The organism is Allobosea spartocytisi (assembly GCF_014764685.1).
Lineage (GTDB): Bacteria > Pseudomonadota > Alphaproteobacteria > Rhizobiales > Beijerinckiaceae > Allobosea > Allobosea spartocytisi.
Map to the genome: position 1 here is coordinate 524,824 of NZ_JACXWY010000002.1, position 15,239 is coordinate 540,062.

At 66.7% G+C, this 15,239-nt stretch carries 13 protein-coding genes; 11 read left to right on the top strand and 2 right to left on the bottom strand.

Features of this window, described 5'->3' with window-relative positions; translation table 11 throughout:
- The first annotated feature begins 2 nt into the window (after window positions 1-2).
- From IED13_RS05345 to IED13_RS05355, 3 genes are all read left to right on the top strand, one after another.
- Entirely contained in the window at window positions 3-455 is a 453-nt protein-coding gene (locus IED13_RS05345; protein WP_191123578.1) for a DNA polymerase III subunit chi, read from the top strand.
- Window positions 452-865 carry a hypothetical protein gene (locus IED13_RS28675; protein WP_248311265.1) on the top strand — a complete coding sequence of 138 codons (414 nt, stop codon included), beginning with the start codon at window positions 452-454 and terminating at the stop codon, window positions 863-865. The genes IED13_RS05345 and IED13_RS28675 overlap by 4 nt, the downstream gene beginning before the upstream one ends.
- Before the next feature lie 136 nt (window positions 866-1,001).
- Window positions 1,002-1,712, top strand: coding sequence for a L,D-transpeptidase family protein (locus tag IED13_RS05355; protein ID WP_038367608.1), 711 nt, complete (start codon window positions 1,002-1,004; stop codon window positions 1,710-1,712).
- A gap of 94 nt (window positions 1,713-1,806) precedes the next feature.
- On the opposite strand, the gene IED13_RS05360 is transcribed toward IED13_RS05355, so the two are convergent.
- Both IED13_RS05360 and IED13_RS05365 read right to left on the bottom strand, forming a co-directional pair.
- Window positions 1,807-2,493 carry a DUF2161 domain-containing phosphodiesterase gene (locus IED13_RS05360; protein ID WP_113253109.1) on the bottom strand — a complete coding sequence of 229 codons (687 nt, stop codon included), beginning with the start codon at window positions 2,491-2,493 and terminating at the stop codon, window positions 1,807-1,809.
- Between the two features lie 181 nt (window positions 2,494-2,674).
- On the bottom strand, window positions 2,675-4,546 hold the full coding sequence (locus tag IED13_RS05365; protein ID WP_112762368.1) for an ABC-F family ATP-binding cassette domain-containing protein: 1,872 nt from the start codon (window positions 4,544-4,546) through the stop codon (window positions 2,675-2,677).
- Between the two features lie 363 nt (window positions 4,547-4,909).
- On the opposite strand from IED13_RS05365, the gene coaD reads away from it, so the two are divergent.
- From coaD to IED13_RS05405, 8 genes are all read left to right on the top strand, one after another.
- Window positions 4,910-5,410 (top strand): pantetheine-phosphate adenylyltransferase, encoded by a 501-nt coding sequence (gene coaD, locus IED13_RS05370; protein ID WP_038367602.1) that lies wholly within the window; start codon window positions 4,910-4,912, stop codon window positions 5,408-5,410.
- Window positions 5,411-5,621: 211 nt separating this feature from the next.
- Window positions 5,622-6,953: a proline--tRNA ligase gene (gene proS / locus IED13_RS05375; RefSeq protein ID WP_191123579.1), complete on the top strand. Its 1,332-nt coding sequence runs from the start codon at window positions 5,622-5,624 to the stop codon at window positions 6,951-6,953.
- A gap of 28 nt (window positions 6,954-6,981) precedes the next feature.
- Window positions 6,982-8,274, top strand: a complete 1,293-nt coding sequence (locus tag IED13_RS05380; RefSeq protein WP_051988446.1) for a lipoprotein-releasing ABC transporter permease subunit — start codon at window positions 6,982-6,984, stop codon at window positions 8,272-8,274.
- Window positions 8,274-8,963 carry an ABC transporter ATP-binding protein gene (locus tag IED13_RS05385; protein ID WP_038367597.1) on the top strand — a complete coding sequence of 230 codons (690 nt, stop codon included), beginning with the start codon at window positions 8,274-8,276 and terminating at the stop codon, window positions 8,961-8,963. The genes IED13_RS05380 and IED13_RS05385 overlap by 1 nt, the downstream gene beginning before the upstream one ends.
- A gap of 627 nt (window positions 8,964-9,590) precedes the next feature.
- A complete protein-coding gene (gene dnaE / locus IED13_RS05390; RefSeq protein ID WP_191123580.1) occupies window positions 9,591-13,067 on the top strand; it encodes a DNA polymerase III subunit alpha in 3,477 nt (1,158 codons plus the stop codon).
- Between the two features lie 88 nt (window positions 13,068-13,155).
- Complete coding sequence (gene pncA, locus IED13_RS05395; RefSeq protein ID WP_248312449.1) at window positions 13,156-13,884, top strand: bifunctional nicotinamidase/pyrazinamidase; 729 nt, start codon at window positions 13,156-13,158, stop codon at window positions 13,882-13,884.
- A gap of 9 nt (window positions 13,885-13,893) precedes the next feature.
- The gene (locus IED13_RS05400; protein WP_191123581.1) at window positions 13,894-14,589 is read left to right on the top strand and encodes a helix-turn-helix transcriptional regulator; all 696 of its coding nucleotides are present in this window, start codon (window positions 13,894-13,896) and stop codon (window positions 14,587-14,589) included.
- Between the two features lie 82 nt (window positions 14,590-14,671).
- Entirely contained in the window at window positions 14,672-15,049 is a 378-nt protein-coding gene (locus tag IED13_RS05405; protein ID WP_191123582.1) for a VOC family protein, read from the top strand.
- The last annotated feature ends 190 nt before the right edge of the window (window positions 15,050-15,239 follow it).

The window sequence follows — 15,239 nt, forward strand, 5'->3', positions numbered from 1 at the left end:
TTATGGCTGAGATCCTGTTCTTCCATCTGCAGTCGCGCCCGCTCGAGCAGGTCCTGCCGACCATCCTCGACCGGGCGCTGGCGCGTGGTCAGAAGGTCGTGGTGGAGGTCTCCAGCCAGGAGCGGATGAGCGTCGTCGACGACCATCTCTGGACCTATGCCGATGAGAGCTTCCTGCCGCATGTCACGGCGATGGAAGCCGACGCGGCCAAGAACCCGATCGTGGTGACGATGCAGGCGCATAACCCCAATGCCGCGCAGGTGAGAATCTGCGCGGATGGCGTTCGCATTCCGGACGCAATGCAGGACTACGAGCGCGTCGTTCTGATATTCGATGGTGACGATCCCGAGGCGCTTAGTGCCGCTCGCGAGGATTGGAAGAAGGCGAGGGCTTCCGGACATGCCGCCAGCTACTGGCAGCAGGACGAGGCCGGCCGCTGGGAGAAGAAAGCGTGAGACTGCCTGTCCTGTTCCTCTGCGCCGCGGCGCTCGGCGGCTGCTCGGTCGACATGGGCGGCTTCGCCTTCCAGTCGGAGACGAAAGGTGGCGTCACCACCACGACGACGACCACCGGCAGCGCCGGCATCTCGACGCGCGAGCCGGTGCTGACGCCGGAAGGCGAGTGCAGCGTCGGCGTCTCGCTCGACCCCTCGACACGGCCGCTGCCCAAGGAGATCGCGCCCGGCATCACCGAATGCGAGCTGGTCAAGCTCAAGGGCAAGGCCCCGACCGACGTGCTGATCGGCGAGAGCGGCAAGGGCCAGCGCGAGGTGCAGGTGCTCTATGCCGAGCCTGGTGGCCGCGAGCTTTATCTGTTCACCGACAACAGGTTGGGCCGAATCGTGAAGCCGGGCGGGGAGGGCTGAGCGGCGTCTGCTCGGCCGTCATCCCCGGGCTTGCCAGTCGAGCCCGGTGACGGCACTCTCAATTCAACAAGGCGTTCAGCGGATCTAGACCGGCGTATGTTCTCGTCGGGCAGCAGGACATGGGAAGCGACCAGAGATGATCATGGACGGTAGGAATGCCGATTCCGGCAAGATGGACGAGATTGCTCTGCTGGAGCGTCGCGCGGGGCTTCTCAACCGCCGGTCGTTTCTGGCCGGCTCCGCCATGGGGCTCGGCGCGCTGACGCTGGGCGGTTGCGCGATCTCCGACGGCATGAGCCTCGCCGAGGCGGAGAAGGTCTACGGGCCCGTGCCTGAGGAGAAATTCCCGATCCCGGCGGTCGACGTCACCAAGGTCGATCCGAAATATTTCCGCAAGACCGTGCGCTACGAAACCAAGGAAGCGCCCGGCACGATCATCGTCGATCCCGGCAATTACTACGTTTACCGCATCGAGGAAGACGGGGCCGCCACACGCTACGGCGCCAATGTCGGCCGCGACGGGTTCCGCTGGAACGGCGACGCCTATGTCGGGCGCAAGTCCGAATGGGCGACCTGGACACCGCCCAAGGAAATGATCAAGCGCCAGCCCGAGGCCGCCAAATACGCCCGCGGCATGCCGGGTGGCCTCGACAACCCACTCGGCGCCCGCACGCTCCATCTCTATCAGAACGGCGTCTACACGCTCTACACGATCTATGCGTCGAGCGATCCCGAGTCGATCGGCTCGGGGGTCACGAGCGGCTGTGTCGGCCTGCTCAGCCAGGACATGATCCACCTGTACAATCGCACGCCGGTCAAGACGAAGGTGGTCGTCCTGCCGGCCTAGGCGCCAGCGTCAACCCCCGGTTTTTAGCACTGCCGGTGCGGGCAGCGGGCATTTGATGCTCGCTGCGGCGCCGTCGATGGCGGATGCCCGGACCTCAGGCAGCCACTCCGCTGCCATCCTGGCCCGCAGGAGGCTCCGGCAGCCATGTCGCCAACGCGCTGCGGCCTGTCTCGGTCAGCGCGTAGACGCCGCGCTCGGAGCGCTCGAACCAGCCATAGACATTCCGGCGCAGGATCTTCTGGGCATCGGGGAAGGATCGCTTGAGATCGCGCGGCCGTTGCGGCGCCGATGTCATCGCTGCCGCGCAGGCGAGCGCCTGCTGGCGATAGGCCGTCATGATCGGCTTGCGCGTGCCTCCGCCGGCGGCGGGGTCGCCCTGGCGTCGTTTATGCTCCTCGACCAATCTCGAGCGCCGGCGCGGATCCTTCCGGGGCGTCGGCGCGGTGGGAGACACCAGGACGTCGACGCGGCCGGATGAGGAGACGCCCAGCAGTCCAAAACCGAGGCGCCGGCAGAGATTGCGATATCGCGGATCGCTTTCGCGGCCCTTGCCCTTGGCGGAAAGCTGGGCGGCCAGCCAGATCTCGTCGCCGAGGCTCATTCTGTCCACGCCCTGCAGGACGAGCTCCAGATTGAACGTCAGCTTGAGCTCGCCGATGACCACCACGGCCGGATCGTCATCCCGCAGCCCGACGAGATCGCAATGCCCGATTTCGCCCTTGACGCTATAGCCGAGGCCCTCGAGGAAGCGTTTGACGGGTAGATAAAGGGACGTTTCCACATCGGATCTCCGGGCAACCCGTCGAGCATGCCCCGATAGTCGTTTCAGAGAGGCAAACGCCGCCGCGAAAGGGCGCACGGCATGCGCCGCTTGCCGGATATATGCGTTCCTGGCGCGACCGATGTTCGTTCGGCCCGAAGCGAGCGTTCGCGCTTTGCCGAGCTATGTGGGAGCGCGTGCTTCAGGCGCTCTCCAACTCCTCGCCCAGCACCAGCCATTCCTCCTCCGCCGCCGCGAGCGCTTCCGCCAGCTCGGCCCGCTGGCGGGAGAGCTGCAGCGCCTTGTCGGGCTCGCGCGAAAAGGCGCCGTTGGCGAGCGCGGCATCGACCTTCTCGATGAGGCCCGTCAGCTTGGCGATGCGTGCCTCGGCGAGGTTGAGCTTCTGCCGGAGCGGCCCTTGCGCCACGCGCTTCGTCGCCGCTTCCTTGCGCTCGTCCGCTTTCGGCTTCGCAGTGGCCTCCGGCGCCGGCTTGCCGCGCCTTTCGGCCTTGGCTGCGCCGAGCACATAGGTGCGGTAGTCGTCCATGTCGCCGTCGAAATTCTTCACAGTCCCGCCCGCGACCAGCCAGAGCCTGTCGGCGCAGGCCTCGATCAGGAAGCGGTCGTGGCTGACGAGCATGACGGCGCCGGGATAGTCGTTGATCGCATTGACCAGCGCCGTGCGGCTGTCGATGTCGAGATGGTTGGTCGGCTCGTCGAGGATCAGCAGATGCGGCCCGTGGAAGGTCGCGAGCCCGAGCATCAACCGTGCCTTCTCGCCGCCGGAGAGCAGCTTCACCGGCGTATCCGCCTTGGACGCGGGGAAGCCGATCTGCGCCGCCTTGGAGCGGACCTTTGCCTCAGGCGCATCCGGCATCAGATCGCGCAGATGGCCGACCGGCGTATCCTCGATCCGCAATTCGTCGAGCTGGTGCTGGGCGAAATAGGCGGTCTCCAGCTTGCTCGACTTCTTCATCTCGCCGGACATGGCGTCGAGCCGCCCGCCGATCAGCTTGCAGAAGGTCGACTTGCCGTTGCCGTTCGAGCCCAGCAGCGCGATGCGGTCGTCGGGCGCCAGCGACAGGTTCAGCCGCGACAACACCTTGCGCTCGCCATAGCCGGCGCTCGCATCCTCCAGCACGATCATCGGCGGCGAGAGCGGCTTCTCGGGGCCCGGGAAGGCGAAGGGCTGGACGTCGCGGTCGACGATTGCCGCAATCGACTCCATCTTCTCCAGCCGCTTGACGCGCGACTGGGCCTGCCGCGCCTTCGAAGCCTTGGCCTTGAAGCGGTCGACGAAGGCCTGGAGATGCTTGCGTTCGGCGTCCTGCTTCTCCTTGGCGCGGGCGAGCTGCATCTGCTTCTCGGCCCGCTGCTTCTCGAAGGAGGAATAGCCGCCGCGATAGAGCGTGAGCTTGCCCTGGTCGAGATGCATGATGTGGTCGACCGAGGTGTCCAGCAGTTCGCGATCATGGCTGATGACGATCACGGTATGCGGATAGCGCTCAAGATAGTCGTAGAGCCAGAGCGTGCCTTCGAGGTCGAGATAGTTGGTCGGCTCGTCGAGCAGCAGCAGGTCGGGCTCGGAGAACAGCACGGCCGCGAGCGCGACGCGCATGCGCCAGCCACCCGAGAAATCGGAGCAGGGCCGCTGCTGCGCCTCCTCGTTGAAGCCGAGCCCATGCAGCACCATCGCGGCGCGGGCCGGCGCGGAATGGGCGCCGATATCGGCGAGCCGCGTCTCGATCTCGGCGATGCGATGCGGATCGGTCGCGGTCTCGCTCTCCTTCATCAGGGCGGTGCGCTCGATGTCGGCGGCGAGCACCACCTCGATCAGCGATTCCGGCCCGCCCGGCGCTTCCTGCGCAACGCCGCCGATGCGCCGTCCCTTCGGCAGGCTGATATTGCCGCTTTCGGTACCGAGATCACCGGTGATGATCTTGAACAGCGTCGTCTTGCCGGTGCCGTTGCGGCCGACGAAGCCGACGCGCGCGCCATCGGGAATTGCGGCGCCGGTGTGGTCGAGCAGCAGGCGCTCGCCGAGGCGATAGGTGATGTCGTTGATCGTCAGCATTCCGGCGATGTAGGGCGGTCGGCCGGAAAAGCCAATCGAAAGCGCGAAACGGGGCAAACGTCACGATTTCGTCACGATCCTGCCGCGGCGCGGCCCGCTGGCGCCTTCACCCAACGGAAATGCAGTAATTCTTCGATTCGCGAGGCTGTCTTCGATGCATGCCTACCCGTTCCAAGTCGCGTCCCGCCCTGTTTCCTTCCTGGCGCCCCTGATGATCTGCGTCGCGATCATCCTCGGCAGCGTTGCGGCGCTTACGGCGATCGTTCCGTTCTCCTGATCCTGTTGCGGCAACCGATGCGGCGGCGCGCGGCTTTGCAGCCGGCGGTGCTTGTCGCCGGCGATGCCAGCCGCTAACGCTGGATCATGACGCGCACCGCTTTCTACACCGGCTCCTTCGACCCCGTGACCAACGGCCATGCCGACGTCATCGCTGCCGCGGCAGGGCTTTGCGACAGGCTGGTCGTCGCGATCGGCGTTCACCCCGGCAAGGCGCCGCTTCTCCCCGTCGAGCAGCGCGCCGATCTGGTGCGCGCAGTCGCATCCCCGCTGCTGGCGGCGAAGGGGGCCGTGCTCGACGTCGTGACCTTCGACGATCTCGCCGTCGACGCGGCCCGTCGCGCGGGCGCCACGCTCATCATCCGCGGCCTGCGCGACGGCACTGATCTCGATTACGAGATGCAGATGGCCGGCATGAACGGCACGATGGCGCCCGATGTGCAGACGGTCTTCCTGCCGGCCTCGCCCGGCGTGCGCCACATCACCGCGACGCTGGTCCGGCAGATCGCGGCGATGGGCGGCGATGTTTCGGCTTTCGTGCCGCCGCCGGTGCTGGCGGCGCTGAAGGCGCGCTTCGCCAAAGGCTGAAGCATAAACGGCCGTCATTCCGGATCATGGCCCGGAATGACGGATCCGGTTCCAGCTCGGCCGACGGGGCAGGGCGCAAGACACATAACTTCGCCATCTTCCGCCGCTTTCTGCCGATTTTGGTTTGCATTTTGCCGAGAGCGATGGTGTCTCTCAGGTGAAGCGACTCGTCGCGCAGGGCCCTGCGCGACGCCCTCCGACAGGTTTTCCGATGCGTCTTTCCCGCTATTTCCTGCCCATTCTGCGCGACACGCCCAAGGAAGCGGAGATCGTCTCGCACCGGCTGATGCTGCGCGCTGGCATGATCCGCCAGGAATCGGCCGGCATCTATGCCTGGCTGCCGCTGGGCCTGCGCGTGCTCGACAAGATCTGCAAGGTCGTGCGCGAGGAGCAGAACCGCTCGGGCGCCGTCGAGATCCTGATGCCGACCATCCAATCGGCCGATCTCTGGCGCGAGAGCGGGCGCTACGACGCCTATGGCAAGGAGATGCTGCGCATCAAGGACCGGCATGATCGCGACATGCTCTACGGCCCGACCAATGAGGAGATGGTCACCGAGATCGTCCGGGCCTACGTCAAGTCCTACAAGGACCTGCCGCTCAATCTCTACCACATCCAGTGGAAGTTCCGCGACGAGGTGCGCCCGCGCTTCGGCGTGATGCGCGGCCGCGAATTCCTGATGAAGGACGCCTATTCCTTCGACCTCGACAAGGACACGGCCCGCCACGCCTATAACCGCATGTTCACCGCCTATCTGCGCACCTTCGCGCGGCTCGGCCTGAAGGCGATCCCGATGCGCGCCGATACCGGCCCGATCGGCGGCGACCTGTCTCACGAGTTCATCGTTCTGGCTTCGACGGGCGAGAGCGAGGTGTTCTGCCACAGCGACTATATGAACTTCCAGACGCCGGCGGCCGACACCGACTTCGACAGCGTTCCGGGCCTGCAGGGCGTCGTCGACAAGTGGACGAGCCTTTATGCCGCCACGGAGGAGATGCACGACAAGGCCGCTTTCGAAGCGATTCCCGAGGAGAAGCGCGTCTCGGCGCGCGGCATCGAGGTCGGTCACATCTTCTATTTCGGCACCAAATATTCCGAGCCCATGGGCGCGAGCGTGGCCGGGCCGGACGGCCAGCCCGTGCTGCTGCATGGCGGCTCCTACGGCATCGGCCCGAGCCGCCTCGTCGCGGCGCTGATCGAGGCCGGACATGACGATGCCGGCATCGTCTGGCCCGAGGAGATCGCACCCTTCGACATCGCCGTCATCAACCTCAAGGCTGGCGACGCCGCAACCGACGGCGCAGCCGAACGCCTCTACAAGGACCTGCTCGCCAAGGGTTACGACGCGCTGCTCGACGACACCGACGACCGGCCGGGCGCCAAATTCGCCACCGCCGACCTGATCGGCGTGCCCTGGCAGATCATCGTCGGCCCCAAGGGGCTGGCCGAGGGCAAGGTCGAGATCAAGCGCCGTGCCGGCGGCGAGCGCGAGCTCGTCTCGCTGGAGGCCGCTCTCGATCGCTTCAAGGGCAAGGCGGCGTGACGGGATATCGGGCAGCGGGATATTGGGCATGAGCGCCGTCGCCGAAAGTTCGGACATCCCGACCGGCACGAAGCCTTTTGCCGGCTTCGAATGGCTGCTCGCCGGGCGCTATCTCCGGACGCGCCGGCGCGAGGGCTTCGTCTCGGTCATCGCCGGCTTCTCCTTTCTCGGCATCATGCTCGGCGTCGCGACGCTGATCATCGTGATGTCGGTGATGAACGGCTTCCGCAAGGAGCTGCTCGAGAAAATCGTTGGCGTGAACGGCCATATCTTCGCAACCCCGATCGACCGGCCCCTCGACGATTACGACAGCGTGGCCGAGCGGCTGCGCAAGATCACCGGCATCCAGCTCGCCATCCCGCTGGTCGAGGGCCAGGCCCTGGCATCCTCCCAGACCGGCAATAACGGCGTGCTCGTGCGCGGCGTGCGCGAGGCCGACATCAAGGCGATCCCCTTCATCGGCGGCAACATCAAGTCCGGCACGCTCGATGGCTTCGATGCCGCTCCACCCGGCGTCGCCATCGGCATCCGCCTCGCCAATGCGCTCGGCGTCCAGGTCGGGGACACGATCACGCTGGTGACGCCGCAGGGCGCCTCGACGCCGTTCGGCACGGCGCCGCGCATCAAGGCCTACCCGGTCAAGGCGATCTTCTCGATCGGCATGACCGAGTTCGACGGCACCTTCGTCTACATGCCGCTCGCCGAGTCCCAGGCCTATTTCAACCGCGACGGCGATGTGAACGTCATCGAGATCTTCGTCGACAATCCCGACAACACGCAGAAGGTCCGCGACGCCATCGAAGCGGATGCGCCGCGCCCGCTCGTCCTCTCCGATTGGCGGCAGCGGAACCGCAGCTTCTTCAATGCGCTGGAAGTCGAGCGCAACGTCATGTTCATCATCCTGACGCTGATCGTGCTGGTGGCGGCGCTCAACATCGTCTCCGGCCTGATCATGCTGGTGAAGGACAAGACCGAGGACATCGCGATCATGCGCACCATGGGCGCGACGGCCGGCACGGTTCTGCGCGTCTTCCTGATCACCGGCGCGGCCATCGGCGTCGTCGGCACGCTTGCCGGGCTGATTCTCGGCGTTCTCTTCTCCCACTACATCAAGTCGATCATGGCCGCGCTGAACTGGATCACCGGCGCCAATCTCTGGGACCCGACGGTGCGCTTCCTCAGCGACATCCCTTCGGTCCTCGATTGGCGTGATGTCGTGAACGTCGTCCTGATGGCGCTGACGCTGTCGCTGCTGGCGACGCTCTATCCGGCCTGGAAGGCGGCGCGGCTCGACCCCGTCAAAGCGCTGAGGATGGGCTGATGGCGCAGGAAACGCCCGCGCTCTTCCTGTCGCAGGTCGAGCGTTTCTATCCGCAGGCGGATGCGCCGCTCGAAGTGCTGCGCAAGGCCGATTTCGCGCTCTGGCCGGGCGAGGTCGTCGCGCTGGTGGCGCCGAGCGGCACCGGCAAGTCGACCCTGCTGCATGTCGCCGGCCTGCTGGAGAAGCCGGATGGCGGCGAGGTCTTCGTCGGCGGGCTGGCCACCACCAAGCTCGACGACAAGGGCCGCACGCGGCTGCGCCGCACCGAGATCGGCTTCGTCTATCAGTTCCACCATCTGCTGCCGGAATTCACGGCGCTGGAGAACGTCGTGCTGCCGCAGCGCATCCGCGGGCTGGACCGGGATGTCGCGGAGGAACGGGCGGCGGAGCTCCTGAGCTTCCTTGGTCTCGGCCAGCGGCTCGACCATCTGCCGGGCGAGCTCTCGGGCGGCGAGCAGCAGCGCGTCGCCATCGGCCGCGCTGTCGCCAACGGTCCGCGTCTGCTGCTGGCGGACGAGCCGACCGGCAATCTCGATCCGCAAACCGCGCAGCATGTCTTCGGCACGCTGATCGCGCTCGCCCGCGCCTCCGGGCTCGCGGCGCTGATCGCGACGCACAACCTCGATCTCGCCCGCAAGATGGACCGCCAGGTCACCATCCGCGAAGGGCTGGTCGTGCCTCTGGCTTGAGAGTCTGCCGCCATTCCCGGGCGCCGCGGAGCGGCGACCCGGGGCTCTCCTGCCTGATGAACTGCGGAACCACCCCGTCATTCCGGCCGCAGCGAAGCGGAGCGCCGGGATCCATGATAGGGCGCTCCGCTCTACGATGGATCCCGGATCTACGCGGCTTCGCCGCTTGTCCGGGATGACGGGGTGGTTCCGCAGTTCATTTTGCCAGAGATGCTCGGGTCGAGCCCGAGCATGACGCGGTTTTACGCCAGGCGAGGCGCCACAAGCGTCAACTGTTAAGCAATCGTTGACTCTTCAAGAAGGCTGGGCCGGTCCCTTTCGCCTCGGCAATTGACGAGAACAAAAGATGAACTAACATGAACCTATCGAGAACAACGGAGGTTCGCTATGACTGCAGCGCGTAAATTCGCCGCCGGCCTGGCCGAGATCGCCTCGCTTGCGGTCTTCCTCGGCATGATCTGGCTCTGGGCCGCTCTTCTCTCAGGGCCGCAGGTCTGATCATGGCAGGAGGGGGCGGGAACGGCCCCATCCACAGCCGGCCCGAAGAGACTATCGACGGGGCCCCTGGGGAGTTCCATAAGAAAAGGCACGGGTGAGCGAGTCGCGGCGCGGCGGCGGGAGAGGGACATGGGACGGGACGCAGGCGAGACACGCATCCTGTCGGACATCGGCTTCGTCCATCTCCATGTCCATTCGAGCTATTCCTTGCTCGAAGGCGCGATGACGGTCACGACGCTCGCCAAGATGGCCGCCGCCGACGGCCAGCCGGCGCTGGCGCTGACGGACACTGACAATCTCTTCGGCGCGCTGGAATTCTCCGAGAAGCTCTCCGGCTCCGGCTTGCAGCCGATCGTCGGCGTGCAGCTCTCGGTCGATTTCGCCGATGAGGGCGAGGGCGGCCGCAGGCCGGTGCAGCCGCAGCGCCTGCCGCATATCGTCCTGCTCGCCATGGACGAGGCGGGTTACGGCAATCTGATGAAGCTCGTCAGCGAGGCCGCGCTGGCGACCGGCGGCGCCGGCCAGCCGGTGACCACGATCGAGCGCCTTGCGGCCTATCATGACGGGCTGATCGCGCTGACGGGCGGCAGCGAAGGGCCGGTCGATGCGGCGCTGCGCAATGGCCAGATTCCCGTGGCGGCGGCGCGGCTCGCCACGCTCGCTCAAATCTATGGCGACCGGCTCTATGTCGAGATCCAGCGCCATGGCGGCGAGAACGAGGCGGCGCTGGAGGCGCATCTCCTGCGCCTCGCCTATGATGCCGATCTGCCGATCGTCGCGACCAACGAGCCCTTCTACGCCAAGCCCGCCGATTTCGACGCCCATGACGCGCTGCTGGCCGTGGCCGAAGGGCGCCTCGTCTCGGATGGCACGCGCCGCCGCGTCACGCCCGAGCACTATTTCGCCTCGCGCGCCGAGATGAAGCGGCGCTTCGCCGACCTGCCCGAGGCGCTGGCGAGCACGGTCGAGATCGCGATGCGCTGCCACTGGCGCGTGACCACGCGCAAGCCGATCCTGCCGCGCTTCGGCGAGGAGGGCCGCGACGAGGCCGAGGAATTGCAGGAACAGGCGCGCGCCGGTCTTGCCGCGCGGCTCGCCAAACATGGCCCGGCCGAAGGCTTCTCCGTCGAGGATTACGAGAAGCGGCTCGATTTCGAGCTCTCGATCATCACTCGGATGAAGTTCCCGGGTTACTTCCTGATCGTCTCGGACTTCATCAAATGGGCCAAGGCCCAGGATATCCCGGTTGGCCCGGGCCGCGGCTCGGGCGCTGGCTCGCTCGTCGCCTATGCGCTGACCATCACCGACGTCGATCCGCTGCGCTTCGGCCTGCTGTTCGAGCGCTTCCTCAACCCGGATCGCGTCTCGATGCCGGACTTCGACATCGACTTCTGCCAGAACCGGCGTGAAGAGGTGATCGACTACGTCAAGCATCATTACGGGCAGGAGCGCGTCGCCCAGATCATCACCTTCGGCACGCTCTTGGCGCGCGGCGTGCTGCGCGACGTCGGCCGCGTGCTGGAAATGCCTTATGGCCAGGTCGACAAGCTGACCAAGCTGGTGCCGCAGAACCCGGCCAAGCCGATCTCGCTGAAGGACGCGATCGAGGGCGAGCCCAAACTGCAGCAGGCGGCCGAAGAGGAGCCGATCGTCGCGCGGCTGCTCGAAATTGGCCAGAAGCTGGAAGGGCTTCACCGCCATGCTTCGACTCACGCTGCAGGCGTGGTGATCGGCGACCGACCGCTCGAGCAGCTCGTTGCGCTCTCGGTCGATCCGCGCACCGGCATGCGCGTCACCCAGTTCAACATGAAATGGGTCGAGCAGGCCGGGCTGGTGAAGTTCGACTTCCTCGGCCTGAAGACGCTGACCACGCTGACCACGGCGGTGAAGCTCATCGCCCAGCGCGACATCCAGATCGACCTCGCCCAATTGCCCTTCGACGACCCGCCGACCTACGCCATGCTGGCGCGCGGCGAGACGGTCGGCGTGTTCCAGGTGGAATCGGTCGGCATGCGCAAGGCACTGGTCGAGATGAAGGCCGACCGGATCGAGGATCTGATCGCGCTGGTGGCGCTCTACCGTCCCGGCCCGATGGACAACATCCCGACCTATTGCCGCCGCAAGCTCGGGCTGGAGGATCCGACCTATCTCCACCCCGGCATGGAGCCCTATCTGCGCGAGACGCACGGCATCATCGTCTACCAGGAACAGGTGATGCAGGTCGCGCAGGCTCTGTCGGGTTATTCGCTCGGTGAAGCCGACCTGCTGCGCCGCGCCATGGGCAAGAAGATCAAGGCGGAGATGGACGCTCAGCGCGACCGTTTCGTGAAGGGCGCCATCGAGGGCGGCATCAAGAAGGACATCGCCTCCGAGATCTTCGACCTCCTGGCGAAGTTCGCCGACTACGGCTTCAACAAGAGCCATGCGGCCGCCTATGCGGTCGTCGCCTTCCAGACCGCCTATCTCAAGGCGAACTTTCCCGTAGAGTTCCTCGCCGCGTCGATGACGCTCGACATGGGCAACACCGACAAGCTCTCGGAATTCCGCCGCGATGCCGAGCGGCTCGGTATCAAGGTCGAGCGGCCGGCGATCAACCATTCCGGCGTCGAGTTCGACGTCGCCGAGGGCAAGATCTTCTACGCGCTCGGCGCCATCAAGGGCGTCGGCCGGGCGGCGGTCGAGGCGCTGGTCGCGGCGCGCCAGTCCGGCGGTCCCTTCCGCGATCTCGCCGATCTCGCGCGCCGCATCGACACCAGGCTGGTCAACCGCCGCACGCTGGAAGCGCTCATCGCCGCCGGCGCGCTCGACGAGCTGCAGGAGGACAGGGCCCGCGCCATGGCCGCCATCGATGGCATGCTGGCGCTCTCCAACCGCACCCGCGACGAGGCGGCCGCCGGCCAGTTCGACCTGTTGAGCGGCGGCGTCGTCCAGGAAGCCTTCCGCATCCCGCAGGTCGAGCCCTGGGCTCCGGCCGAGAAGCTCAAGCGCGAGCACGAGGCGGTCGGCTTCTTCCTCTCGGGCCATCCGCTCGACGATTACGAGCATGTGCTGAAGCGCCTGCGCGTGCAGCGTTATGCCGATTTCGCCCAGACCGTGCGCGCCAACGGCACCGGCGTCGGCAAGGTCGCGGTCTCCGTCATCGACAAGTCGGAGCGGCGCACCAAATCCGGCAACAAGATGGGCATCGTCAATCTGTCGGATCCGAGCGGCCAGTTCGAGGCGGTCCTGTTCTCGGAAGGGCTGATGCGCTACCGCGATTTGCTGGAGCCGGGCAGGGCGCTGGTGCTGCGGCTTTCCGCCGTGCTCGACGGCGAGGAGGTGCGTCCGCGCATCGAGGATGTTGAGGTGCTCGACGATCTCGCCTCGCGCCAGAAGCAGGACCTCCTGATCTATCTGCGCGACGACAAGGCCGTGCCCTCCATCGCCGAGCGCATCCGGCCGCGCGGCGAGGCTTCGCGCTCCGACGGCAAGGTATCGATCGTCATGATTCTCGACGATGGTGCGCAGGAGGTCGAGATCGAGCTGCCGGGCAAATACCCGGTCACCCAGCAGGTCGCCAATGCGGTGCGCGCCGCTCCCGGTGTTGTGAGCGTCGAACTGCGTTGAGACCTGCCGGCCGGCCTGTTTCCCGCCTTGCCGGCACTTGCCCGCGGCATGGGGTTGAAGCACGCTGTAGACCGCAAGGAGGGCGGCCATGGCTGGACCGTTCGAGATCGACAGGCGCATGCTGATCGCGGGGGCGACGGTGCTGACCGTTGCCGGTGCGCCGCGTGGCGCCCGGGCACAGGAGACACCCGTGATCGACGAGCGCGCCGTTCTCATCGTCGTCGATGTCCAGAACGATTTCTGCCCCGGCGGCAACCTTGCCGTTCCCAGAGGCGACGAGGTCGTCCCGGTCATCAACGCGCTGGCGAAGCGCTTCTCGAACATCGTGCTGACGCAGGACTGGCACCCGGCCGGGCATTCGTCCTTCGCCTCCAGCCATCCCGGCAAGAAGCCGTTCGAGACGGTCGAGATGCCTTACGGCCGGCAGGTGCTCTGGCCGGATCACTGCATCCAGGGCTCGAAGGGGGCGGAGTTCCGCGCCGATCTCGACGTTTCCAGCGCACAGGCGATCATCCGCAAGGGCTATCGCCGCGAGGTCGACAGCTATTCCGGCTTCGTCGAGGCCGACCGCAAGACCCCGACCGGCCTCACCGGCTATCTCAGGGAGCGCGGCATCCTGCGCGCCGTCATCGTCGGGCTCGCCACCGATTTCTGCGTGAGCTGGACGGCGCAGGATGCGTCCGCCGCCGGCTTCGAGACCTATGTCGTCGAGGATGCCTGCCGCGCCATCGATCTCGAAGGCTCGCTGGAGAAGGCCTGGGCCGAGATGGCCGAGAACGACGTCACCCGGATCAGGGTGAGCGACCTGCCGGGCTGAGCCGCGTCGGTGTCGCGCGCCCAGCGCCTGCTCGATCTCATCCAGCTCCTGCGCCGCCACCGGCGTCCGGTCTCCGGTCGCCGGCTCGCCGATGAACTCGGCGTCAGCATTCGCACGCTCTATCGCGATATCGTCACGCTGCAGGGGCAGGGCGCCCCGATCGAGGGCGAGCCCGGCCTCGGCTATGTGCTGAAACCGGGCTTCATGCTGCCGCCGCTGATGTTCGGCGAGGACGAGATCGAGGCGCTGCTGCTTGGCTCGCGCTGGGTCGCGGACCGCGCCGACGGCCCGCTCGCGCTCGCGGCGCGCGATGCCATGGCGAAGATCGTCGCCGTGCTGCCACCTGACCTGACGCGCCGCGTCGAGGATGCGGTGCTGATCCTCGGGCCGGGGCGGGCGATCGCCGCCGGAGAGGGCATCGATCTCGCCGCCCTGCGGCGCACGATCCGCGCCGAGCGCCGGGCTCGCATGGCCTACGGCGACGGGCAGGGGCGGGCGAGCGAGCGCATCGTCTGGCCGCTGGCGCTGTCCTTCTTCGATCATGTCCGCGTCCTCGTCGCCTGGTGCGAACTGCGGCAGGATTTTCGCCATTTCCGGGTCGATCGTATCGACCGGTTCGAGCCGCTGGATGCGCGCTATCCGCAGCGGCGCGCAGTGCTGCTCAAGGCCTGGCGCGAGAAGGAGGGCATTCCGTCGCCGCAGTGACGGACACTGCCGGAAATTGGCAGCATCTGATTCTACGGTCTGCATCGTCGAAACCGCCGAAGACGAGCCCTGGAGGCCAATCATGTTCGATGCTCATTTCATCCTGCTGCATGTCGAGAGCCCGGCAGCGAGTGCGCGCTTCTATGCCGATCTGATCGGTCAGGAGCCGAAGGAACTGTCGCCGACCTTCGCGATGTTCGCGCTGCCCTCGGGCATCCGGCTCGGGCTCTGGTCGCGCCATACGGTCGAGCCTGCCGCGACCGCGCAGGGCGGAGCGGCCGAGGTCGCGATGATGGCGGCGTCTGCCGCGGCCGTCGATGCGACCTGCGCGGCGTGGCGTGGGCGTGGCATCGCGATCCTGCAGGAGCCGACCGATCTCGACTTCGGCCGCACCTTCACGGCGTCCGATCCCGACGGTCATCGCCTGCGCGTGTTCTGGCCGTTTCCGGCGGAAGGCTGAAGCGTCCGGCAGGTGTTTCCCGGAACCTGCCTGGCAAGAACCGCTTGGCAAGAACCGCTTGGCAGGAACCTGCCTGGGTGGTCGGTCCTTCAGGAGCCGCCCAGCAACGGTTTCCGGCCTGGCACGAACGGCATGCGTGCCGTTCGGCAGCGGGGGTTGTCGGCATGGGCCGGGGCGGCTAGGCACGAGG

Coding starts and splice junctions, on each gene's coding strand:
- IED13_RS05345 (WP_191123578.1), top strand. CDS start 3: ATGGCTGAGATCCTGTTCTTCCATCTGCAGTCGCGCCCGCTCGAGCAG.
- IED13_RS05355 (WP_038367608.1), top strand. CDS start 1,002: ATGATCATGGACGGTAGGAATGCCGATTCCGGCAAGATGGACGAGATT.
- IED13_RS05365 (WP_112762368.1), bottom strand. CDS start 4,546: ATGCTGACGATCAACGACATCACCTATCGCCTCGGCGAGCGCCTGCTG.
- coaD (WP_038367602.1), top strand. CDS start 4,910: ATGACGCGCACCGCTTTCTACACCGGCTCCTTCGACCCCGTGACCAAC.
- proS (WP_191123579.1), top strand. CDS start 5,622: ATGCGTCTTTCCCGCTATTTCCTGCCCATTCTGCGCGACACGCCCAAG.
- IED13_RS05380 (WP_051988446.1), top strand. CDS start 6,982: ATGAGCGCCGTCGCCGAAAGTTCGGACATCCCGACCGGCACGAAGCCT.
- IED13_RS05385 (WP_038367597.1), top strand. CDS start 8,274: ATGGCGCAGGAAACGCCCGCGCTCTTCCTGTCGCAGGTCGAGCGTTTC.
- dnaE (WP_191123580.1), top strand. CDS start 9,591: ATGGGACGGGACGCAGGCGAGACACGCATCCTGTCGGACATCGGCTTC.
- pncA (WP_248312449.1), top strand. CDS start 13,156: ATGGCTGGACCGTTCGAGATCGACAGGCGCATGCTGATCGCGGGGGCG.
- IED13_RS05405 (WP_191123582.1), top strand. CDS start 14,672: ATGTTCGATGCTCATTTCATCCTGCTGCATGTCGAGAGCCCGGCAGCG.